This is a genomic window from Phenylobacterium sp., from assembly GCF_035539035.1.
Lineage (GTDB): Bacteria > Pseudomonadota > Alphaproteobacteria > Caulobacterales > Caulobacteraceae > Phenylobacterium.
This window is the reverse complement of the sequence record NZ_DATLJI010000015.1, coordinates 127,624-149,435: the sequence shown is the minus strand read 5'-3', so window position 1 is coordinate 149,435 and position 21,812 is coordinate 127,624. Positions and strand designations below refer to the sequence as shown.

Genomic DNA, 21,812 nt, shown 5'->3' with positions numbered 1-21,812 from the left:
CCCTAGTGCGGGTCGTAGCGGCTGGCGTCACGCGCCAGGTTGCCGAACTTGGTGATGTCCTCGTTGAACGACAGGCGGACGGTGCCGATCGGGCCGTGACGCTGCTTGCCGATGATTATGTCGGCCAGCCCGCGGACCTGGTCCATCTGCTCCTGCCACTTGAAGTGCTCTTCGGTGCCTTCGCGCGGCTCGGCGCGGGAGAGGTAGTAGCTCTCCCGGTACACGAACATCACCATGTCGGCGTCCTGCTCGATCGAGCCGGATTCCCGCAGGTCCGAGAGCTGCGGCCGCTTGTCCTCCCGGTTCTCCACCTGGCGGGAGAGCTGGGAGAGGGCGATGACCGGCACGGACAGCTCCTTGGCCAGGGCCTTCAGGCCCTGGGTGATCATCGAGACCTCCTGCACCCGGTTGTCCGGGCCGCCGGTCCCGCCCGTGACGAGCTGGAGGTAGTCGACGATGATCAGGTCGAGACCGACCATCCGCTTCAGCCGCCGCGCCCGGGCGGCCAGCTTGGCGATCGTGATGCCGCCGGTAGCGTCGATGTAGAGCGGCGCTTCCTGGATCTCGAGGGCCGCATCGCGGACGCGCCCGAACTCCATGGCGTCGATCTCGCCCTTCCGGAGCCGGTCGCCCGACACGCCGGAGACCTCGGCCAGCAGGCGCATGGCCAGCTGCTCGGCGCTCATTTCCAGGGAGAAGAAGGCGACCACCCCGCCGGCGACGGTCTTCTTCGAACCGTCCGGCTGCGGCTCCCAGGCGTAGTGCCGGGCCACGTCGAAGGCGATGTTACAGGCGAGCGACGTCTTCCCCATGGAGGGGCGGGCGGCCAGGATCACCAGGTCGGAGGGGTGCAGGCCGCCGATCTTCTGGTCGAGGTCGATCAGACCGGTGGAGATCCCGGCTAGGCCGCCGTCACGGCTGTGCGCCTCGGCGGCCATGGTGACGGCGCCGTGCAGGGCATCGGCGAAGGTCACGAAGCCCTGGGAGACGCCGCCGGTCTCGGCGAGCTGGAAGAGCTGCTGCTCGGCCTTCTCGATCTGGTCGCGGGCCGACAGCTCCTCGTCGCCCTGGGCCGCGACCGTGGCGATGTCTCCGCCGATGCGGATCAGGTCGCGTCGCAGGGCCAGGTCGTAGACGGCCCGGGCGTAGTCGGGGGCGTTCGCCGCCGGCGGCGCGCGGTCCACGAGATCGGCGAGGTAGCGGACGCCGCCCAGTTCCTCGAAGGCCGGATCCCGGTTGAACTGCTCGGCCAGCAGGATCGGCTCGGCCAGCTGGCCCTTGCGGATGTGGCTCTCGATCGCCTGGAACAGGCGCTGGTGGAACGGCTCGAAGAAGTGGCGCGCCTGCAGGTAGTCGCCGATCCGCTCGAAGGCGGCGTTGTCGTAGAGCAGCGCGCCGAGCAGGGCCTGCTCGGCTTCGACGTTGGCGGGGACGTGGGGGATCGCCACGTCGTTGGAGACGGGGCGAAGGTCGAGCGCCGGGACTAGGGACATGGATCAACCGTTAGCCCATCGGGGCGGAAACGAGCACTGTGACAACGGGCCGTGCGGCCGTCTGTCCACACACAAATGGTCGATTGTGGACAAGCGTGGCTATGGCGGCGCCGGATCGGTCAGGTGGAGCCATGACACCCGCTCCTCGGCGAAGGCGTGGCCCGTCGGCGCGAACGGCTCGGGGTCGTCGAAGGCTCCCACGTGGACGTGGAATTCGGTCGGCCAGCGATCGCCCTCGTAGCTGCGCGTCGAGCCGCAGGCGGCGCAGAAGCCGCGCCGCACGCCGGGCGAGGAGGCGAACAGCGCCAGTTCGCCGGCTGTCACCGTGACCTGGCTCCGCTCGAACCCGGCAAAGGCCGAGGCGGGCGCGCCGGTGTGTTTGCGGCAGCTGTGGCAGTGGCAGTAGCCGGTCCACTTGGCCGGCCCCGCGATCTCGAACCGGACGGCGCCGCACAGGCAGCCGCCCCGATGCGTCTGGGTATCCATCCCCCGACCCTACAAGCAAAGCGGCGCGGGACCGAGGTCCCGCGCCGCCTGTCGTCCGATCGGGACGGGGTCTACCAGTTCACGCTCAGCCGGCCGTACAGGAACCGGCCGTTGAAGCCGAACGGCGAGTAGCCGGGGAAGCCGATGGAGCCGGTCGGCGAGTTGACGAAGCCCGGGGTGTAGTTCGGGTACTCGTCCAGCACGTTGTTCACGCCCAGCGCCAGGGTGACGTTGTCCAGCACGTCGTAGCGGCCTTCCAGGTCCACCAGGGCGGCGTTGCCCGTGGTCTGGTCCGAGCCGAGGGCGTTCTGCGGCAGCAGCACGCTGTCGTAGGCGGTCATCCGCACCGTCGCGCCGAGCTGGTTGCGGCTCCAGTCGCCGGACAGCACGAGCTTCCGCTCCGGCGTGCCCTTTTCGAAGGTCAGTCGCGCCTGGCGGTCGAACAGGAAGGTCGGCTGCGGCAGGCTGGTCAGCGTCGGCAGGCCCGGGGTCTTGGTGATGTTGGTGTAGTTCAGGTTCAGGGCGGCGGTCAGATCGAGCCGGCTCTCGCCCATCTCGAGACGGTAGCGCGCCACCGCGTCGACGCCCTTGGTGGTGGTGTCCACGCCATTGATGAAGAAGCGCGCGGCGCTGATGCCGAAGGGCTGCAGGATCGTCCGGATCGCCGCCGCCGTCGCCGCCGGGGTGTTGTTGTTCGGCAGGTTCTCCGACAGCACGATCCGGTTCTCGATGTCAATCTGGTAGGCGTCGACGGTCAGCTCGAACGGTCCGCGGCGATACACCAGGCCCACCGAGTAGTTCATCGAGGTCTCGGGCTCGAGCGGCTGGGCGCCCAGCGCGCGGGCCACCGGGCTCGACACCGGGAAGGTGCCGACCTCGATCAGCTGGAAGGTCGAGCCCACCAGGGTGTTGTTCGTCGAGGTGTAGGTGAAGAACTGCTGCTGCAGGGCCGGGGCCTTGAAGCCGGACGACACCGAGGCGCGGAGCGCGATGTTCTCATTGAAGTCATAGCGGCCGGACAGCTTGCCGGTCACCTTGGAGCCGAAGTCCGAATAGTCCTCGTAGCGGACCGCCGCGTCGAAGCCGAGGGCCTCGGTGAGCTGGCCTTCCACGTCGAGATAGGCGCTCCAGTTGTGCCGGTTCACGTCCGTGGCGTTGGACGGCCGGAAGCCGCCGAAGCCCTGCGACAGCGGCGCCTTGGTCGGATCCGGACCCGGAGAATAGGAGGCCGGCTCGCCGGCGCCGATCTCGAAGGACTCGCGGCGGTATTCCACCCCGGCAGCGATGTTCAGCGGCTCGGCCAGGCCCATCTCGAACCCGCGCGAGAGGTTCAGGTTCACCAGCGTCTGGTCGTAGCCGAGCGAGCCCGCGTAGAAGTCACGCTTGGAGGCCGCGCCGAACGAGGCGTTGATCGAGTTCACCGTGTAGTAGTCGAGCTCGTTGCGGCCGTAGCTGACCCCCAGGTCGGTGCGCCAGCCGGCCACCTCGCCGCGGACGCCGCCCTGGACGTTGTAGTCCACGATGTCGGTGTCGATCTTCGGCAGGAAGCCGCCCGGATAGACCGAGGGGATGTTGTTGGCGTTGTTGTAGGCGCGCGCGGTGGCCGCGGCGCTGGTGTCGCGGCGCTGGTAGCCGGCGTAGCCGTAGGCCTCCCAGGTCTCGTTCAGCGGCAGGCCGGCGTTGACGTAGGTCGACCAGCTGCGCAGCTCCGGATCGCCGTAGCGGCCCAGCACGATCGGCCGGCCGTAGGCCGGCAGGGCGGTGGCGTTGGCGAAGTCCGAGCGGTTGGTCGCCTTGCGCAGCAGGTATTCGCCCGAGACCGTCAGGAAGCCTTCGGCCCCGAGCGGCAGGCCCTGCCACATGGCCACCGATTGGGTCATGCCGTCGTTGGCGTCGCGCTCGCCGCGCGAGGTCTTCACCGTGGTGTTGTGGATCCCGTAGTTGAGGATCGCGCCGCCGCCCTCGCGGGCCTCGCGCAGGCGGATGTTGATCACGCCGGCGATGGCGTCGGAGCCATACTGGGCCGCCGCGCCCTCGCGCAGGACTTCCACCTGCTGGACCGCGACGGTCGGGATGGTGTTCAGGTCGAACGCCGAGGCGCCGCGGCCGATCGAGGTGTTGACGTTGATCAGCGCCGAGGTGTGGCCGCGCATGCCGTTGATCAGCACCAGCGTCTGGTCGGGCTGCAGGCCGCGCAGGGTCGCAGGCCGCACGTGGTCCGAGCCGTCGGTGATCGCCGGGCGGGGGAAGTTCACGGCCGGGGTCAGGTTGGCCAGGGCCTGGGCGAGCTCCGCGCCATTGCCCTGCCGGGCCAGCACCTCGCCCTGCAGCACGTCCACGGGCGACAGCGATTCCAGCCGCGAGCGGCCCTCGGTCCGGGTGCCGGTGACGACCAGTTCCTCCACCTCGGCGTTGGCGGTCGTCTGGGCGGCGGCGCCGCCGGCCCAGAGCGTCGCGGCCGAGGCGGCGGCGAACAGCGTGGCGCGGAAGTTCATGAAGTCTATCCCCTTGGCAGGCCTGAAAATTCAGCTGCAGGCCAAGCTAGGGTGCGCCGCAGGTTCCCGAAATGACATTTCTGCAACAGCGCCGCCCAATGGCTCCGCTCGCCCGGCGCCATTCGTCGCACCGCCTCCGCGGCGGACGCTCGGCCGGGACGGGCGCCCGGCGTCAGCGCGCCGCGGCCGGGGACAGGCCCTCGTGCAGGGCGCGCTCCACCGGCGTCATGGTCCGGGTCCGCACCAGCACGTGCAGGCAGGCGCCGGCGTCGAACCCCGGGCCGGGGTCGAAGTAGCGCGCCATCACCTCCCACACCTCCTCGGCCGCGGCGGGCGGGGACGCCGCGGCGTGGGCCCGCGGCTTCATGATCAGGTCCCCGCGCGAGGGCAGCTGGCCGCCGAAGTCAGCGAGGTTGAACTCCAGGTGCGGGCCCAGGCCCGTCTCCTCGACGGCGGGATAGACGCGGATGATGGTGGCCAAGGTGCCTGCTCCGGACTGTTTGCATATCTCCAGCAAGGAAGCGCGCCAGACGGCCGCAGGTTCTGCGTCCTTGATCCCTCCGCCTCAGGACCGATATCCGCTGACGAAGAAAGGCGGCCGTTGACGCAGATCAACGGCCCGCCGCGGGTCGTCGAGTAGACACATGGAGTTCCCGGTGCGAAAAGCCGGGGCGAGATTCAAGGGGACCGGACGGGCGCGAGATCGTCGGACGCCAGGCCGGGTCAGGTCTATGGATTACAGAGACGCGTTTCGCACCGCACTGGAGAAGGTCCGCGCCGAAGGCCGCTATCGCGTCTTCGCCGACCTGAAGCGCCATCGCGGCGAGTTCCCGCGCGCCACCTGGACCCGCGACGATGGCAGCCAGGCCGACGTGACCGTCTGGTGCTCCAACGACTACCTCGGCCAGGGCCAGAACCCGGTCGTGCTCGACGCCATGCACCAGGCGATCGAGGAGGCCGGCGCCGGCTCCGGCGGCACCCGCAACATCTCCGGCACCACGCACTACCACGTGGAGCTGGAGCGCGAGCTCGCCACGCTGCACGGCAAGGAAAGCGCGCTGCTGTTCACCTCCGGCTACGTCTCCAACGAGGCGTCGCTGTCGACGCTCTACAAGATCCTGCCGGGCCTGATTGTCTTCTCCGACGAGCTCAACCACAACTCGATGATCTCCGGCATCCGCGCCGGCAAGCGCGAGCAGCGCCGGGTCTTCAAGCACAACGACCTGGAGCACCTCGAGCAGCTGCTGATCGAGGCCGATCCGGCGGCGCCGAAGCTGATCGCCTTCGAGAGCGTCTACTCCATGGACGGCGACATCGCCGACATCGCCGGCACCGTGGCGCTGGCGAAGAAGTACGGCGCCATGACCTACATCGACGAGGTCCACGCGGTCGGCATGTACGGCCAGCATGGCGCGGGCGTCGCCGAGCGCGACGGCCTGATGACCGAGATCGACATCATCGAGGGCACGCTGGGCAAGGCGTTCGGCGTCATGGGCGGCTACATCGCGGCCGACGCGGTGATCGTCGACGCCATCCGCAGCTATGCCGACGGCTTCATCTTCACCACCTCGCTGCCGCCGGCGCTCGCCGCCGGCGCGGTGGCCTCGATCCGCTACCTCAAGGACCACAATGAGGTGCGGGAGGCCCACCAGGAGCGCGCCGCCACCCTCAAGGCCCGGCTGGCCAAGGCCGGCCTGCCGGTGATGCCGAGCGTCAGCCACATCGTCCCGGTGCTGGTGGGGGACGCGGTCCACTGCAAGATGATCTCGGACATCCTGCTCGAGGACTACGGGATCTACGTCCAGCCCATCAACTTCCCGACCGTGCCCCGCGGCACCGAGCGACTGCGCTTCACGCCGTCGCCGGCCCACACGGACGAGATGATGGACAAGCTCACCCAGGCGCTGGAGACCCTCTGGGTCCACTGCAACATCAAGCGCGTCGGCGGCGTCGCGGCCTAGAGGGTCAGGCGGCGCCGGGCGCTACGTCCGACGCGGGCCCGCTCACCGGTTCACGGGGGCGGGGCCGCCGTCGTGATCGGCAGCTTGTCCAGGAGGTCGGCGCGGGCCAGCCGGCGGGACAGGTCGTCCAGCGCCGCCGCCTCGGGGGTCTCGGAGCGGGCGAGGGCGGCGACGGCCTCCGCCAGACGCCGGTCGTGGCGCTCGGGCAGCAGGCTGTCATCGGTCTGGCGGCCCTGGCCGCTCTCGTTCGGCCGCCGCGGGGTCAGGAGCACGACGAGGTTGTGCCGCAGGCTGCGGCGGTCGCGTTCGGCGAGGAACAGAGAGCCCAGCGGCAGCCGCCCCAGCAGCGGGGTTTCGCTCGTGGTCGCGTCCTCCTCGCGCTCGATGAGCCCCGACAGGACCAGGGTCTCGCCGAAGCGCATGCGGACGTTGGCGGTGACCGAGTTCGCCGAGGTCTGGATGCCCTGCTCGAGCTGGGCGTCCAGGCCGTTCTCCAGGAAGGACCGGCCGGCGTTGACCGCGAGAAGCATCTCGTCGTCCGACAGGAAGGTCGGGGTGACCGCCAGGGAGACGCCGATCACCTTCTCCTCCAGCGAGCTGGAGTACTGGCCGCTGATCGGCACGGAGATCGTCGAGCCCGAGAAGAACAGCGACGGCGTCCGGTCCAGCGCCACCAGAGACGGCTTGGCTAGCACGTCGGCGCGGACCGTGCGGTCGTCGAGGATGTCGAGCAGGTAGGTCAAACCGTTGTCGGGCAGGGACAGGGTCAGGAAGTTGCTGGTCGTCGAGCCCAGGCCCGAGGCCCGTTCCTCGGCGATCCGGAGCCGGCCCCGGGCGACGAGCTGCAGCGTGGAGAGCAGGTTGATGCCCCGCGACTCCGAGGCCTCGTCCACCTGCCGGACGATCACCGCCTCGATCACGGCCATCGGCGGATGCGGCGTCTGGGCGCACGGCCCGGCGAGCGGCGGCAGCGCCTGCGGTCCGAGCGGCGTCGTGGAGGCGGTCGAATAGCTGGAGTTCTGGCCGTACGACGTCGTGCTGTAGGACGAATAGGTCGCCGTCCGGGCCGCGGCCGCGATGGGATCGCAGGCGCGCCAGTCGGCGGTGAGCACGGGACCGGGTAGCGCCGGCGTCGCCGTGCCAGGCCAGGACGTCGCCGGGACGTTCAAGGCCGTGGGCGCCGGCGCTTGCGGCGCGGCGGCCGGGACCGCCAGCGACCGAGGCGCGGGCAGGGCGGCCGCCAGGACGGCGGCGCCCCTCCAGGCGGCCACGTCGCGCGCCACGCGGGCGGCGCGGGCGGGATCCTGGCTCCGAAGGCGCTCCATCAGCGGGCCGGCGTCGGCCGAATCGACGGCGCCGCTGACCAGGGCGGCGGCCTCCAGGTCGTCCGGGCGCGCCGACAGGCTCGCGGCCTTGCGCCCGGCCCACAGCGCCACCGCGAGGTCTCCGCTGCGCAGCGCCGCGCGGGCGAGATCGCCGAAGGCGGCGCCGTCGCCCCCCTGCAGGGAGACGTATTCCGCCAGCGTCTGCTCCGCGAGGCCGGCGCGCCCGACCGCGGCGTAGAAGCGGCCGAGCTCCAGCCGGGCCTCGGTCAGCGTCGGGTCGAGTTGGACGGCGAATTCGAAGGCGGCCGCCGCGGGTCGCCAGTCCGCGCTGCGGTGGCGCAGGTAGTCGCGAGCCAGCAGGCGCGCGTGGCGCAGGTGCAGGCCGGCGTCCTGGGGGCGTTGGCGAATCTGGCCGACCAGTTCGGTACGCTCACGCGCAGCCTCGCGCTCGGCGGGACGTCCGACGCCCCATTCGACGAGGGAGGGATTGGCGAGCGCCGGCTGCGCGGCTGCGGCCAGGGCCAGGACGAGCGCCACGCTGCGGGCTGCGCCGGCGTCTCTGCGCCGGCAGTATCCTCGTTGCATGAACGCCGTCCCCGAACCCCCGGCGAATAGCGGCGTGCGCCGCCGCTAAAGTCAAGGTTGCTCGCCCGGCGATCGTCGCCCAACGCCAGAACAGGCGGCATCCCGAGGAGGGACGAAGGCGGCTCCTACACCGCTGCGCGCTGTTCTGGCTGGCTCTGCGGCGTCGGCTGGGCGGGACCGGTGATCAGGCGGTCCGCTTGACTCAAAGACCCAGCGCCTGCGCGCGAAGCGAATGCGGGAGATAGGCCCGCGCCGTGCGGCCGCAAGGCCGCGGCGGGAGCGTGGGGACCCGGAATGGGCCCGCGGGCTGGCGTGTCAGGCGAGCGGCGAGTCGAGCCGGCACTTCGCGCTCCAGCCGCCCTTGAAGGTGGTCAGCTCCTCGACGGCGACCTCGTGCACCCGCCCGTCGCTCTCGATGGTGAAGAGATCGCCCAGGCGGGGCGTCAGCGGGTCGACGGACCAGATCACCACCTCGCCGCGGGTCGGCAGGTCCTCGTCCAGGATTTCGTAGCCGCTCCGGTTGAACGCGCGGACCTCGGCGTCAATGCGCTTCATTTGCGCCTCCTCACGCCGCGACCGAGGCCGATCTGCTTGGCGAAGTCTGAGCGCCGGGCCGCATAGGCGGGCGCGACCATGGGGTAGTCCGGCGGCAGGCCCCACCGCCTGCGGTACTCGTCCGGGCTCATGTTGTAGCGTGAACGCAGGTAGCGCTTCAGCATCTTCAGGCGCTTACCGTCCTCGAGGCAGACGATGTAGTCGTGCTGCACGGACTTGCTGATCGGCACGGCCGGTTTCGGCCGCTCCTCGGCCTGGGCCGGCGCGCCGCCGGCGCCCTTGGTCAGGCCCTCGAGGGCCTGGTGCACGGTGCGGATGATGTCGGGGACGGCCTCGGCGGAGACGGCGTTCCGGCTGACATAGGCCGCGACGATTCCTGCGCCCAGACGCAGCAGCTCCTCGCCCGAACGGGGGTCGGGGTCGGGTCCAACGCTCATGCAGTCCCCCTTCTCATACTCCGCACAGCCCGACGCGCGGCGTTGCACGTGCACGTCGGGTGAGGCTGCAACGCGGCCGGGAGACTTTGGTTCCGGCGTTGGAAGCCGGCCCTGTTCGGAGTAAAGAGCCCACTCCGCCCGCCCTGGATTCTCCCCGCTCGAAAGGCGCCGCCCTTGAACGTGCACGCTCCCCAGCCCTCCACCGACGAGTTCTTCACCCAAGGCCTGGCCGCGGGCGACCCCGCCATCGCCGCCATCGTCGGCAAGGAGCTGACGCGGCAGCAGGAGCAGATCGAACTGATCGCGTCGGAGAACATCGTCTCCCGCGCGGTGCTGGAGGCCCAGGGCTCGGTGCTCACCAACAAGTACGCCGAGGGCTATCCCGGGAAGCGCTACTACGGCGGCTGCGAGGTCGTGGACGAGGCCGAGGTGCTGGCTATCGAGCGGGCGAAGCAGCTCTTCGGCTGCGAGTTCGTCAACGTCCAGCCACACTCGGGCAGCCAGGCGAACCAGGCGGTGTTCATGGCCACCATGAAGCCGGGCGACACCTTCATGGGGATGAACCTCGACCACGGCGGCCACCTGACCCACGGCAAGAGCGTCAACCAGTCGGGCAAGTGGTTCGCGCCGGTGGCCTACGGCGTGCGCGCCCAGGACCACCTGATCGACTACGACGAGGCCGCCGAGGTGGCCCGCGCCAACCAGCCCAAGGTGATCATCGCCGGCGGCTCGGCCTATTCGCGCCATATCGACTTCGCCCGCTTCCGGGCGATCGCCGACGAGGTGGGCGCGCTCCTGATGTGCGACATCGCCCACTATGCGGGCCTGGTGGCGGCCGGCGAGTACCCGAACCCCTTCCCGCACGCCCATGTGGTCACCACCACGACCCACAAGACCCTGCGCGGCCCGCGCGGCGGCATGATCATGACCAACGACAAGAAGCTGGCGAAGAAGATCGACAGCGCCGTCTTCCCCGGGCTGCAGGGCGGGCCGCTCATGCACGTCATCGCCGCCAAGGCCGTGGCCTTTGGCGAGGCGCTGCGGCCGGAGTTCAAGCTCTACGCCCGCCAGGTGATCGAGAACGCCCGCGCCCTGGCCGACAGCCTCCAGAGTGTCGGCTTCAAGATCGTCTCCAACGGCACCGACAGCCACCTGATGCTGGTCGACCTGACGCCGAAGGGCGTCTCGGGCGCCGACGCCGAGATCGCGCTTGAGCGGGCCGGCATCACCACCAACAAGAACTCGATCCCTGGCGACCCGCTGCCGCCGATGCAGACCTCGGGCCTGCGCGTGGGCTCGCCGGCCGGCACCAGCCGCGGCTTCGGCCCCGGCGAGTTCCGCCAGGTGGGCAAGTGGATCGGCGAGGTTCTGGACGGGCTCCGCCAGGGCGGCGACAACACCGCCGTCGAGCAGAAGGTGCGCGGCGAAGTCGTTGCCTTGACGCGACGCTTCCCCATCTACTCCTAATAGGGGTAGATGGCCGCGAAAGGGGCTAGATATGCGCTGCCCGTTCTGCGGCCACGATGAAACCCAGGTGAAGGACAGCCGACCGTCGGAAGACGGCGCGGCGATCCGTCGTCGCCGGCTCTGCCCGGTGTGCAACGGCCGTTTCACCACCTTCGAACGCGTCCAGCTGCGCGAGATCACCATCCTGAAGCGGTCGGGGCGGCGCACGCCGTTCGACCGCGACAAGCTCGCGCGGTCGATCTCCATCGCCATGCGCAAGCGGCCGGTGGAGCCTGAGCGCGTGGAGCGGATGATCTCAACCATCGTGCGCCAGCTCGAGAGCATGGGGGAGACGGAGCTGCCGTCCTCGACCATCGGCGAGCTGGTCATGAAGCAACTGAAGCAGCTCGATGACGTGGCCTATGTCCGCTACGCCTCGGTCTATCGCGACTTCCGCGAGACCGGCGACTTCGCCAAGTTCCTCGGCGAGGAGGGGCTGAGCGAGGCCGACGGCGAGCGCTAGCCGTGGCGGTCACCCTCAAGCTCGCCACCTCCCTCGACGGCCGGATCGCCACGGCCGCGGGCCAGAGCAAGTGGATCACCGGACAGCCGGCCCGCGAGCAGGTCTATCGCCTCCGCGCGGAGCACGACGCCGTGCTGGTGGGCGTGGAGACCGCGCTCGCCGATGACCCGGAGCTCACGGTGCGCACGCCGGGCTGGAACGGCCCGCAGCCCGCGCGGATCGTGCTGGACAGCCGCCAGCGCCTGTCGCCGGACTGCAAGCTGGTCCGCACCGCCCGTGAGATCCCCACCTACATCGTCGCCACCACCGAGCCGGATCCGGCGCTGGTCGAGCTCGGCGTGCGCGTGCTGCACGTCCGCGCCGTGGGCGAGGACCGGCCGGAGCTGAAGACGGTCGTGCAGGCCCTGGCCGCCGAGGGCCTTCACCGCATCTTCGTCGAGGGCGGCGGCCAGGTAGCCGGCAGCTTCCTGCGCTGCGACCTGGTGGACGCGCTGGAGTGGTTCCGCGCGCCCATCGTCATCGGCGGCGAGGGCCGTCCGGCCGTGGGCGCCCTCGCCATTGCCGGGCTTGCCGATGCGCCCCATTTCCGGCGCACCGAGGTCCGCGAGGTCGGCGACGACCTCTGGGAACGCTACGAGAGGGTCTGAATGTTCACGGGCATCGTCACAGACGTGGGGCGCGTGCGCGCGGTGCGTGACACCAACCGCGACCGCAGGTTCGAGATCGAGACGTCGTTCGACCTGGCCACCGTCGACATCGGCGCCTCCATCGCCCACGCCGGCTGCTGCCTGACCGTGGTGGAGAAGGGCGAGGGCTGGTTCGCGGTGGAGGTCTCCGGCGAGACCCTCGACAAGACCACCCTGTCCGACTGGCGCGAGGGGCGCCGGGTCAACCTGGAGCGCGCCGCCCGCGTGGGCGACGAGCTGGGCGGTCATATCGTCTCCGGCCACGTCGACGGCGTCGGCGAGGTGCTGTCGGTGGCGGAGGAGGGTGGTTCGCACCGGGTGCGAATCCGCGTCCCGCGCCCGCTGCACCGCTTCATTGCGCCGAAGGGCTCGATCACCGTCGAGGGCGTGTCGCTGACCGTCAACGAGGTGGAGGACGACGCCTTCGGGGTGAACCTGATCCCGCACACCTGGGACGTGACCACGCTCGGCGAGCTGAAACCGGGCGCCCGTGTGAACCTGGAGATCGATATGCTGGCGCGCTATCTCGCCCGCTGGCGCGAAACGGCCTAAAGCGTTCGCCCGACCACCAAGGGCGACATTCCAGATGACCGAAGAGCCGATCCGCATCCTCATCGTCGAGGCGCGCTTCTACGAAGACCTCGCCGACGCGCTCCTGCAGGGGGCGACCGACGCCCTCAAGGCGTTCGGGGCGGAGTACGAGGTGGTGACCGTGCCCGGCGCCCTGGAGATCCCCGCCGCCATCGCCTTCGCCGAGGAGGGCGGCCACCGCCCGGCCGGCGGCGCGCCGTTCGACGGCTATGTGGCGCTGGGAACCGTGATCCGCGGCGAGACCTACCACTTCGAGATCGTCTCCAACGAGAGCGCCCGCGGCATCATGGACCTCACCGTCGGCAAGCGCCTGTGCATCGGCAACGGCATCCTGACCGTCGAGGACGAGGAGCAGGCCTGGGCCCGCGCCCGGATGAGCGAGGGCGACAAGGGCGGCGGCGCGGCCCGCGCGGCGCTGTCGATGGTCGAACTGAAGCAGCAGCTGCTCGGCGGCAAGCGATGAGCACGCCCCGTCAGGCCCGCTCGGTGGCCCGCCTGGCCGCCGTCCAGGCTCTCTATCAGATGGAGGTGTCCAGCGCGGGGGCCGAGACCGTGATCCGGGAGTTCGCCGAGCACCGCTTCGACCGCGACCTGGACGACGTGACCCTGGCGGGCGCCGACGAAGCGTTCTTCGCCGACCTGGTGCGCGGCGTCGTCGCCGAGCAGAAGGCGGTGGACGCCGCCATCGCCCGGCGGCTGGCCCAGGGCTGGCGGCTGGAGCGACTGGACGCCACCGTGCGCGCCATCCTGCGCGCCGGGTCCTACGAGCTCGCCCACCGCGGCGACGTCCCCACCGAGGTGGTGATCGACGAGTACGTCGAGCTCGCCAAATCCTTCTTCGAGGGCCCGGAACCGGGCTTCGTGAACGGGGCGCTCGACGCCGTGGCGCAGGATGTCCGGAGCTGACGAGTTCGGAGAGATCGAACGGCTCTTCCGCCCGCTGACCCACGGGGCGCCGGGCGCGTTCGGCCTGCTGGACGACGCCGCCGTCGTCCCCAAGCGTCCGGCCCACGACCTGGTGGTCACCAAGGACGCGATCGTCGAGGGCATCCACTTCCCGGTGGGTGAGGCGCCCGACCTGGTGGCTCGCAAGCTGCTGCGCGTGAACCTGTCGGACCTGGCGGCGAAGGCGGCCGAGCCCTTCGCCTGCTTCCTGGCGGTCTGCTGGCCGCAAGGCTTCGGCCCGAAGGACAGGGCGCGCTTCGCTATGGGCCTGGCCGCCGACCTGGAGACCTTCGGCCTCGACCTCCTGGGCGGCGACACCACGACCACGCCCGGGCCGTTCACGGCCAGCCTGACGGCCATGGGCTGGGTGCCCGAAGACCGCATGGTCAGGCGTGCCGGCGCGCAGCCGGGGGATCAGGTGCTGGTCAGCGGCGCGATCGGCGACGGGGTGCTCGGCCTGGCCGCCGTTCGCGGCGAGATCGACGATCCGGAAGGGGACCTCGCCTTCCGCTACCACCTGCCCGAGCCGCGGCTCGACCTGCGCTCCCCGCTGCGGCGGCTCGCGACCGCGGCGGCCGACGTCTCCGATGGCCTGGTGGCCGACGCCCGTCACATCGCCCGCGCCAGCGGCGTGCGCCTGACCCTGGATCTGGAGCGGATCCCCCTCTCCCGCGGCGCGGCCACCTGGCTGGAGGCGCAGCCTGACCCCACCGCCGCCCTCCTGAAGCTGGCCACGGGCGGCGACGATTACGAGGTGGTCTGCACCATGCCCGCTGGGATCGTGAAGCCGCCGGGGTTCACCGTGGTCGGAGAGGTCTCGGAGGGGGAGGGCGTCGCGGTGCGGATGTCCGGCCGTCCCGTCGATCCGGGGCACGGGGGCTGGCGCCACATCTGACAGGCTCTGCGGAACCACGTTCCGCGGCAGGGGTTCGCAAGCTGAACCCGGCCGGGGAGGCCGCGAAGACATGACACCGCCCGTCGGGCTGATCTCGCTGGCCACTGCGCAGCCCCCGCACGAGCTGCCGCAGGCCGAGGTCGCGCGGGCGGCGGGGGAGATCTTCCGGGACCGCTTCCCGCAGTTCGAGCGCATGGCGCCGGTCTTCGAGACCACGGGGATCCGCACCCGCCAGTCGGCCATGCCCATGGAGTGGTACCTCGAGCCGCGCGGCTGGCCGGAGCGGATGGAGGCCTACACGACCGCGGCGGTCGACCTCTTCGCGCGCGTCGCGCAGGCCGCCCTGGACGAGGCGGACCTCACCGGCGCCGAGATCGACCTGATCGTCACCGTCTCCTCCACCGGCATCGCCACGCCCAGCCTGGAGGCCCGGGCCATGGAGACGATGGGCTTCCGCCCCGACGCGGCGCGCGTGCCGGTGTTCGGCCTCGGCTGCGCGGGCGGCGCGACCGGGCTGGCGCTGGCGGCCCGGCTGGCGGCCGCCCAGCCGGGCGCGCGAGTGCTGCTCGTGGCCCTCGAACTCTGCACGCTGTCCTTCCGGATGGACGCCCCCTCCAAGGCCGACATCGTCGCCACCGCCCTGTTCGGGGACGGCGCGGCGGCCTGCGTGCTGCGGGCCGGCGAGGACGGCTTCGCCCAGGTCGAGGGCGCGGCCGAGCACACCTGGCCCGGCACCCTCGACATCATGGGCTGGCGCGTGGACCCCCAGGGACTCGGCGTGATCTTCGCCCAGGCCATCCCGCCGTTCGCCCGCCAGCGGCTGCGGCCGGCCATGGACAGCATGCTGGCCGGGCAGGGGCTCTGCGTCGAGCAGGTGGACCGCTTCGTCTGCCACCCCGGCGGGACCAAGGTGGTGGAAGCCCTGGAGTCGGCGCTCGACCTGGGCCAGGGCGCCCTGGACCACGAGCGCGAGGTGCTGGCCGACCACGGCAACATGTCCGCGCCGACCGTCCTATACGTCCTCGACCGCGCCCGCCGCGCCGGCCTGCCGCGGCGGTCGGTGATGACGGCGCTGGGGCCGGGCTTCACCGCCAGCACGGTGACCCTCAGCGCCGCATGATCCTCCCCGTCCTGATCCTCGGCTTCGTCACCCTTCAGCGCCTCGGCGAACTGGTCCTGGCCGGTCGCAACACCCGCCGCCTGCTGGCCCGCGGCGGCGTGGAATCGGGCGCCATGCACTATCCGATCCTCGTGGGCCTGCACGCCGGCTGGCTGGGCGGGCTCTGGTGGCTGGCCTGGGACCGGCCGGCCAACCTCGCCTGGCTGGCGGTGTTCGCCGTCCTGCAGGTGCTGCGCGTCTGGGTGATCGCCACCCTTGGCGAGCGCTGGACGACGCGGATCATCACCCTCCCGGGCGAGCCGCCGGTGACCCGCGGCCCCTATCGCGCCCTGCGGCATCCCAACTACGTGGTGGTGGCCGCGGAGATCGCCGTCCTGCCGCTGGTCTTCGGCCTCTACGCCTACGCCCTGGTCCTCTCGATCCTCAACGCCTCGGTCCTGTTCGTCAGGATCCGCGCCGAGGAGGCCGCGCTGCGCGAGGCGTCCGCCGTCCGCTGAGGCTCGGACATGTCGAACCGCACCTGGCTGCGGCCGAAGTCGAGCGCCACGGCGTCGAACTGAGTGAGCAGGTCCATGCCCAGCACGATCGAGGGCGTGTCCTTCAGCCCCCAGATGTCGAACACGTGCATGTCGGCGTAGACCACCGGCACGTTGCCCAGGTGCAGGCCGCCGAGCCGCAGGAACGGCAGGTAGAAGAGCTCGCCCTCGAAGCGCTCGCCGGCCAGGGTCTCCAGCTCCACCTTGACCGGCGGCTCCAGCCGGCCGCGCTTGCGCTCCTCGGCGACCACCAGCTTGTGCAGCGGGCCGTTGCAGAGGCTGACGTGAGCGCCGGAATCGATCATCGCGCTGATCCGCTCGCCGCTCAGGTCGGCGTCGACGATGGTCAGCTGGCCGAGCCTGCGCCGGGCGGGCACCACCACGCGGCCGTCCTCGGACCGCTCGCTCCGCGACTTGGTGATCTCGATGTTCTTTGTCTTGAAGTCGAGCACCAGCCGCTGGCCCTTCAGCCAGTCGACCCCCAGCACGCCGTCCACCTCGGGGCCGCGGATCGGCAGGGCCGGGGCGCGGACCCGCCTGCGGTTGCGTGCGCCCACCTGCAGCCGGTCGATCATCACGCTGGGACGGGTGCGCACGCCGACCACCGTATGCACCCGCGTCGGCGGCCCCGGGGTCAGGGCGAGCTGGTCCATCAGCCGGTGCGACACGCACGAGGCGTTGGCCCCGGTGTCCAGCAGGAATCGATAGGGCCCGTAGCCGTTGATCGTGACCGGCGCGAGCAGGTGGTCGTTGCGGCTCTCCTCGGCCCCGACGGCGATCGACGGCTCGTCCGGGTCCTCCGGCGGCTCGATCTCGGCCGTCTGGCCCACCGCGGGGAGGGCGGGCAGCATCGCCGCCCCGGCGACCGTCAGCAGTCCCGCTGCCGCCTGACGTCTTGAGACGTGGCGCCTGGTGACCGACATGTGCCTGACTCCTCCCGACTATTTCGCCGAAAGATATCACCGTTCCGCGAGGCGGTCACCTTGGCCACGCCGTCTCAACCTCGCGGAAACACCTGTGCTTTAGGACGGACGCGATGTTTCGCCGCGCCCTCATCGCCGCCGCCGTCCTGCTGCTGGCCGTGCAGCCCGCCGCCGCCTCCGGAGGCGGCAAGAAGGAGACCGCGCCCAAGGATGTCGGCCAGTACGTCGACCTGGCCCCGGTCGGCCTGCCGATCGTCGCGAACGGCCAGCTGGTGAACTACGTCTTCGTCTATGTGCGGATCAACCTGACGGGCGGCGCCAACACCTCCCAGTGGCGGGCCCGCGAGCCCTACTTCCGCGACGCCCTGGTCCGCGCCGGCCACCGCACGCCGTTCACGCTGAAGGAAGACTACCAGAAGATCGACACCCAGCGGCTGAGCGCCAGCCTGATGCGCGACGCCGTCGCCATCGCCGGGCCCGGCGTGGTGAAGTCCGTGGTGGTCACCTCCCAGGCGCCGCGCCACCGCGCCAAGGTCCCCAAGCCGTCGTCCGCGCCCCCGAAAGCCGTCCTCACCACCTGACCCGACGTCAGGAGAGCGGCATTTCGCCAGCCGTTGCGCACGGGCCCGTTCCTTGGCAGTGTCCCCGCCGTCTGTTCAGGAGCGCCGTAGGGAATGCGCTCCGATCAGGGGGAAACCAAAGGGGTTGGGAGAGCTCCGGCGGCCGTAAGTTGAGATCGCCGGCGAAGTCCCCTCCGCGCAATCGCAAAGGGGTGCGCTACAAATGAGTACGCTTACGCTGGTGATCATCGCCGGCCTACTGGCCGTCCTTTACGGGGCGGTGCAGACCAGCATGCTGCTGAAGGCTTCGGCCGGCTCGGCGCGCATGCAGGAGATCGCCGCCGCGATCCAGGAGGGGGCGCAGGCCTACCTGAAGCGGCAATACACCACCATCGCCATCGTCGGCGTCGTGATCCTGGTCATCGTCGCGCTGCTGATCGGGCCGCTGGCCGCGGTCGGCTTCGCGATCGGCGCCATCCTGTCGGGCCTCGCCGGCTTCGCGGGCATGCTGATCTCGGTGCGCGCCAACGTCCGGACCGCCCAGGCGGCTTCGGAAGGCCTGGAGAAGGGCCTGTCGCTGGCGTTCCGCTCCGGCGCGGTCACCGGCATGCTCGTGGCGGGCTTCGCCCTCCTGGGCGTGACGGTCTATTTCGCCGTGCTCACCGGCCCAATGGATCTGGAGCCCACCAGCCGTGACGTGGTCGACAGCCTCGTCGCCCTCGGCTTCGGCGCCAGCCTGATCTCGATCTTCGCCCGTCTCGGCGGCGGCATCTTCACCAAGGGCGCCGACGTGGGCGGCGACATGGTCGGCAAGGTCGAGGCGGGCATCCCGGAGGACGACCCCCGCAACGCCGCGACCATCGCCGACAACGTGGGCGACAACGTCGGCGACTGCGCCGGCATGGCCGCCGACCTGTTCGAGACCTACGCGGTGACCACGGTCGCCACCATGGTGCTCGCGGCGATCTTCTTCCGCGGCACCGGTTTCGAGTTCGACATGATGCTGCTGCCGCTGGCCATCTGCGGCGCCTGCATCATCACCTCGATCCTGGGCACCTTCTTCGTGCGCCTGGGCAAGAGCCGCAACATCATGGGCGCCCTCTACCAGGGCCTCGTGGTCACCGGCCTGACCTCGCTGGTCGCCATCTGGTTCGTCACCGACGCGCTGGTCCCCGGCACGGTCACCATGGCCGACGGTTCGGCCTTCGGGGCCATGGACCTGTTCTGGTGCGGCGTGGTCGGCCTCGCGGTCACCGCGGCCATCGTGGTGATCACCGAGTACTACACCGGCACGGGCTTCCGGCCGGTGAAGTCGGTGGCCAAGGCGTCGGTCTCCGGTCACGGCACCAACGTGATCCAGGGCCTCGCCATGAGCCTGGAATCGACGGCGCTCCCGGCGCTGACGATCATCGTCGGCATCATCGTCGCCTACGGCCTGGCGGGCCTGTTCGGCATCGCCATCGCCACCACCGCCATGCTGTCGCTGGCCGGCTTCATCGTCGCCCTCGACGCCTTTGGCCCGGTGACGGACAACGCCGGCGGCATCGCGGAAATGGCCGGCCTGCCGCCGGAAGTCCGCGTCTCCACCGACGCCCTTGACGCCGTGGGCAACACGACCAAGGCGGTGACCAAGGGCTATGCGATCGGCTCGGCGGGCCTCGGCGCGCTCGTGCTGTTCGCCGCCTACACCGAGGACCTGAAGTTCTTCTCGGCCAACGCCGCGCCGGGCTCGTTCTTCGAGGGCCTGGGCACCGTCGCCTTCGACCTCTCCAACCCCTACGTCGTCGTGGGCCTGCTGTTCGGGGGGCTGCTGCCCTTCCTGTTCGGCGGCCTGTCCATGACCGCCGTGGGCCGGGCGGCCGAAGCCGTCGTCGCCGAGGTGCGCCGGCAGTTCAAGGAGAACCCCGGGATCATGACCGGGGAGGTGAAGCCGGAGTACGGCCGCGCCGTGGACATCCTGACCAAGGCCGCGATCCGCGAGATGATCGTGCCGTCGCTGCTGCCGGTCGTGACCCCGGTCCTGCTGTTCTTCATCATCAACGCCATCGCCGGCAAGGCTGACGCCTTCGCCTCGCTGGGCGCCATGCTGATGGGCGTGATCGTGACCGGCCTCTTCGTGGCCATCTCGATGACCTCCGGCGGCGGCGCCTGGGACAACGCCAAGAAACTGATCGAGGAAGGTCACTTCGGCGGCAAGGGCTCGGAAGCCCACAAGGCCGCGGTCACCGGCGACACCGTCGGCGACCCGTACAAGGACACGGCGGGCCCCGCCGTGAACCCGATGATCAAGATCACCAACATCGTGGCCCTGCTGCTCCTCGCAGTCCTGGCCCACGGCGTGGTCGGCTAGATCCCGGCCCAGCCGGAAACGAAGACGCCCCGGAGAGCGATCTCCGGGGCGTTTTTCTTTGCCCGCTTTCCCTCCCCCTCCGTGGGGAGGGCCGACTCGCCAAAGGCGAGCGGGGTGGGGAAGCAGGGTTCAGGCTCAGACAGCGCCGGACTGGCGCGCCAACATCGGGGAGGATCACGGCCTCCCCACCCGTCCGGCGCGTCGCGCTGTCCACCCTCCCCATCAAGGGAGGGACCTGAGCGCCTAGCGCCGGTCGCCCGGGCGGTTGCCGGGAACGCCTTCGTCGTCGCGGGGCAGCATGCCGCCCCGGCCCACCGTGCCCAGCAGCTGTTCCAGCACCGTCATCTCGCGGCCGCGCGTCGGGGTCTCGCGGTTGTTGTAGGCGATGACCTTGCCGTCCTTCAGGGTGTAGTTGTTCACCGTCTCCACCACCTCCGTCTCCTTGTTGAAGGTGATGGCGGTGACGTTGCGGGCGGTGACCTGCGGGCGGCGGAAGGCCACGCGCTGCTTCACCTGGTTCATGTAGAACCAGACGTTCGGGTCGAAGGTCGAGGTGGCCGACGGCGAACCCAGCTTGCCGCGGACCGTGGACTTGGTGTCGGTGCCGATGACGACATCCTTCGGGTCCGATTCGATCGCCTGGAAGCCGGAGTAGGTGGTGATCGGCGCGCAGGCGGCCGTGGTCAGCAGACCGGCGGCGAGGGCGGCGAAGGCGGCGCGGCGAAACATGTGCGGTCGGGACCCGTTGCTTGTTCGAGGCTTTGACCTATCCGTCGCCGCCCACTAGTTCAACGGCTGCTTTAGCCGCCCCCTTGGGCGAAATAGAGGCCGCGCATGCTCCAGCGCCTGTTCAGACCGCGACCGGCCCAGACCACGGGGAAGGCGCTCTACGTCGCCGCCGTGGCCCAGGCCCGCACGCCGGCGCTCTACGAGGCGCTGGGCGCCCCGGACACCGTGGAGGGCCGCTTCGAGGTCTACAGCCTCCATGTGGTGCTGCTGCTCGAGCGGCTGCGCGGCGACGGTCCGGCGGCGGCCGAGACCTCCCAGGCCCTGTTCGACGCCTACGTGAAGTCGCTGGACGATGCGCTGCGCGAGATGGGCGTGGGCGATCTCTCGGTGGGCAAGAAGATGCGCAAGCTCGGCGAGGCTTTCTTCGGCCGGGCGAAGAACTACCACGCCGCCTTCGAGGCCCTGCCGGACCGTGGCCCCCTGGAGGCGCTGATCGCGCGCACCGTGTACGCCGGCGCCGACGAGGCGAAGGCGCCGGTCATGGCCGACTATGTGCTGGCCCAGCGCGACCACCTGGCCGCCCAGCCGGCGACGGGGCTGCTGAAGGGCGACGTGGACTGGAGGGCCGCATGAGCGCCGACTGGACGAAGCCGCTGCGCCTGCACGAGCTCGGGCGCGGCTCCGTGACCCTGACCCTGGAGCCCGACGCCGCCGAACGCGCCAAGGTCGCCCACGACCTGGGGCTGGAGAGCCTGCCCGCGCTCACCGCCCAGGTGACCGTGAAGCCCTGGCTGGACGGCGCCGAGATCACCGGCCGCTTCCGCGCCGTGGTCGAGCAGATCTGCTCGGTGAGCCTCGATCCCTTCGAGCAGACCCTCGAAGGCGTCATCGAGGTGCGCGCGGTGCCGCAGGGCAGCCCCCACGCCCCCGCCGCCGAGGGCGGCGAGATGGAGCTCGACCCCGACGCCCCGGATCCGCCGGACGTGCTGGAGGGGGAGGCCGTGGACGTGGCCGGCTATGTGGTGGAGCACCTGGCGCTGGAGGTGGACCCGTTCCCCCGCAAGCCCGGCGTCGAGTTCGACTACACCCCGCCGACGCAGGAGGAATCCCCGTTCGCGGTGTTGAAGAAGCTGAAAGATCCGGAAGGCTAAGTCGCCCCCGGTTTGCAACT

The 21,812-nt window shown here is 70.7% G+C and carries 23 protein-coding genes; 14 read left to right on the top strand and 9 right to left on the bottom strand.

Annotated features, from left to right (window positions below; all coding sequences use genetic code 11):
- Positions 1 to 2: 2 nt before the first annotated feature.
- The 4 genes from VM685_RS12725 to VM685_RS12710 all read right to left on the bottom strand — a co-directional run bounded on the left by VM685_RS12725 (position 3) and on the right by VM685_RS12710 (position 4,955).
- Complete coding sequence (locus VM685_RS12725; protein WP_325460531.1) at positions 3 to 1,493, bottom strand: replicative DNA helicase; 1,491 nt, start codon at positions 1,491 to 1,493, stop codon at positions 3 to 5.
- Positions 1,494 to 1,592: 99 nt separating this feature from the next.
- Positions 1,593 to 1,979 carry a GFA family protein gene (locus VM685_RS12720; RefSeq protein WP_325460530.1) on the bottom strand — a complete coding sequence of 129 codons (387 nt, stop codon included), beginning with the start codon at positions 1,977 to 1,979 and terminating at the stop codon, positions 1,593 to 1,595.
- A 71-nt stretch (positions 1,980 to 2,050) separates the two neighbouring features.
- Entirely contained in the window at positions 2,051 to 4,474 is a 2,424-nt protein-coding gene (locus VM685_RS12715) for a TonB-dependent receptor (protein ID WP_325460529.1), read from the bottom strand.
- A 172-nt stretch (positions 4,475 to 4,646) separates the two neighbouring features.
- Positions 4,647 to 4,955, bottom strand: a complete 309-nt coding sequence (locus VM685_RS12710) for a hypothetical protein (protein ID WP_325460528.1) — start codon at positions 4,953 to 4,955, stop codon at positions 4,647 to 4,649.
- Between the two features lie 250 nt (positions 4,956 to 5,205).
- On the opposite strand from VM685_RS12710, the gene hemA reads away from it, so the two are divergent.
- Positions 5,206 to 6,435 (top strand): 5-aminolevulinate synthase, encoded by a 1,230-nt coding sequence (hemA, locus tag VM685_RS12705; protein ID WP_325460527.1) that lies wholly within the window; start codon positions 5,206 to 5,208, stop codon positions 6,433 to 6,435.
- A 50-nt stretch (positions 6,436 to 6,485) separates the two neighbouring features.
- Here the strand turns inward: hemA and VM685_RS12700 are convergent, their stop codons facing one another.
- The 3 genes from VM685_RS12700 to VM685_RS12690 form a co-directional block, all read right to left on the bottom strand.
- Positions 6,486 to 8,345 carry a hypothetical protein gene (locus VM685_RS12700; protein ID WP_325460526.1) on the bottom strand — a complete coding sequence of 620 codons (1,860 nt, stop codon included), beginning with the start codon at positions 8,343 to 8,345 and terminating at the stop codon, positions 6,486 to 6,488.
- Positions 8,346 to 8,660: 315 nt separating this feature from the next.
- Positions 8,661 to 8,900: a hypothetical protein gene (locus VM685_RS12695; protein ID WP_325460525.1), complete on the bottom strand. Its 240-nt coding sequence runs from the start codon at positions 8,898 to 8,900 to the stop codon at positions 8,661 to 8,663.
- Positions 8,897 to 9,337, bottom strand: a complete 441-nt coding sequence (locus tag VM685_RS12690; RefSeq protein WP_325460524.1) for a MucR family transcriptional regulator — start codon at positions 9,335 to 9,337, stop codon at positions 8,897 to 8,899. The genes VM685_RS12695 and VM685_RS12690 overlap by 4 nt, the downstream gene beginning before the upstream one ends.
- A 180-nt stretch (positions 9,338 to 9,517) precedes the next feature.
- Between VM685_RS12690 and glyA the strand changes: the two genes are divergently transcribed.
- The 9 genes from glyA to VM685_RS12645 all read left to right on the top strand — a co-directional run bounded on the left by glyA (position 9,518) and on the right by VM685_RS12645 (position 16,040).
- The gene (glyA, locus tag VM685_RS12685; RefSeq protein ID WP_414693374.1) at positions 9,518 to 10,804 is read left to right on the top strand and encodes a serine hydroxymethyltransferase; all 1,287 of its coding nucleotides are present in this window, start codon (positions 9,518 to 9,520) and stop codon (positions 10,802 to 10,804) included.
- Positions 10,805 to 10,835: 31 nt separating this feature from the next.
- Positions 10,836 to 11,306, top strand: coding sequence for a transcriptional regulator NrdR (gene nrdR, locus VM685_RS12680; RefSeq protein ID WP_325460523.1), 471 nt, complete (start codon positions 10,836 to 10,838; stop codon positions 11,304 to 11,306).
- Between the two features lie 2 nt (positions 11,307 to 11,308).
- Entirely contained in the window at positions 11,309 to 11,953 is a 645-nt protein-coding gene (locus tag VM685_RS12675) for a RibD family protein (protein WP_325460522.1), read from the top strand.
- Entirely contained in the window at positions 11,954 to 12,544 is a 591-nt protein-coding gene (locus VM685_RS12670; protein WP_325460521.1) for a riboflavin synthase, read from the top strand. It abuts the gene before it with no gap.
- A 34-nt stretch (positions 12,545 to 12,578) separates the two neighbouring features.
- A complete protein-coding gene (gene ribH / locus VM685_RS12665) occupies positions 12,579 to 13,046 on the top strand; it encodes a 6,7-dimethyl-8-ribityllumazine synthase (RefSeq protein WP_325460520.1) in 468 nt (155 codons plus the stop codon).
- Positions 13,043 to 13,489: a transcription antitermination factor NusB gene (gene nusB / locus VM685_RS12660; RefSeq protein WP_325460519.1), complete on the top strand. Its 447-nt coding sequence runs from the start codon at positions 13,043 to 13,045 to the stop codon at positions 13,487 to 13,489. The genes ribH and nusB overlap by 4 nt, the downstream gene beginning before the upstream one ends.
- Entirely contained in the window at positions 13,476 to 14,423 is a 948-nt protein-coding gene (gene thiL / locus VM685_RS12655; RefSeq protein ID WP_325460518.1) for a thiamine-phosphate kinase, read from the top strand. Before nusB ends, thiL begins: the two co-directional genes overlap by 14 nt.
- A 70-nt stretch (positions 14,424 to 14,493) precedes the next feature.
- Complete coding sequence (locus VM685_RS12650) at positions 14,494 to 15,543, top strand: type III polyketide synthase (protein ID WP_325460517.1); 1,050 nt, start codon at positions 14,494 to 14,496, stop codon at positions 15,541 to 15,543.
- Positions 15,540 to 16,040, top strand: a complete 501-nt coding sequence (locus VM685_RS12645; RefSeq protein ID WP_325460516.1) for an isoprenylcysteine carboxyl methyltransferase family protein — start codon at positions 15,540 to 15,542, stop codon at positions 16,038 to 16,040. Before VM685_RS12650 ends, VM685_RS12645 begins: the two co-directional genes overlap by 4 nt.
- Here the strand turns inward: VM685_RS12645 and VM685_RS12640 are convergent.
- On the bottom strand, positions 15,944 to 17,002 hold the full coding sequence (locus VM685_RS12640; protein WP_325460515.1) for a retroviral-like aspartic protease family protein: 1,059 nt from the start codon (positions 17,000 to 17,002) through the stop codon (positions 15,944 to 15,946). The genes VM685_RS12645 and VM685_RS12640 overlap by 97 nt on opposite strands.
- Before the next feature lie 113 nt (positions 17,003 to 17,115).
- Here VM685_RS12640 and VM685_RS12635 point away from each other — a divergent pair, with 113 nt between their 5' ends.
- Positions 17,116 to 17,583, top strand: coding sequence for a hypothetical protein (locus VM685_RS12635; protein WP_325460514.1), 468 nt, complete (start codon positions 17,116 to 17,118; stop codon positions 17,581 to 17,583).
- A gap of 202 nt (positions 17,584 to 17,785) precedes the next feature.
- On the top strand, positions 17,786 to 19,912 hold the full coding sequence (locus tag VM685_RS12630; protein WP_325460513.1) for a sodium-translocating pyrophosphatase: 2,127 nt from the start codon (positions 17,786 to 17,788) through the stop codon (positions 19,910 to 19,912).
- A 243-nt stretch (positions 19,913 to 20,155) separates the two neighbouring features.
- Here the strand turns inward: VM685_RS12630 and bamE are convergent, their stop codons facing one another.
- Positions 20,156 to 20,641: an outer membrane protein assembly factor BamE domain-containing protein gene (gene bamE, locus VM685_RS12625; protein ID WP_325460512.1), complete on the bottom strand. Its 486-nt coding sequence runs from the start codon at positions 20,639 to 20,641 to the stop codon at positions 20,156 to 20,158.
- A gap of 105 nt (positions 20,642 to 20,746) precedes the next feature.
- Between bamE and VM685_RS12620 the strand changes: the two genes are divergently transcribed.
- Both VM685_RS12620 and VM685_RS12615 read left to right on the top strand, forming a co-directional pair.
- Positions 20,747 to 21,274, top strand: a complete 528-nt coding sequence (locus VM685_RS12620) for a ubiquinol-cytochrome C chaperone family protein (RefSeq protein ID WP_325460511.1) — start codon at positions 20,747 to 20,749, stop codon at positions 21,272 to 21,274.
- Complete coding sequence (locus VM685_RS12615; RefSeq protein ID WP_325460510.1) at positions 21,271 to 21,792, top strand: DUF177 domain-containing protein; 522 nt, start codon at positions 21,271 to 21,273, stop codon at positions 21,790 to 21,792. The genes VM685_RS12620 and VM685_RS12615 overlap by 4 nt, the downstream gene beginning before the upstream one ends.
- Positions 21,793 to 21,812: the final 20 nt, after the last annotated feature.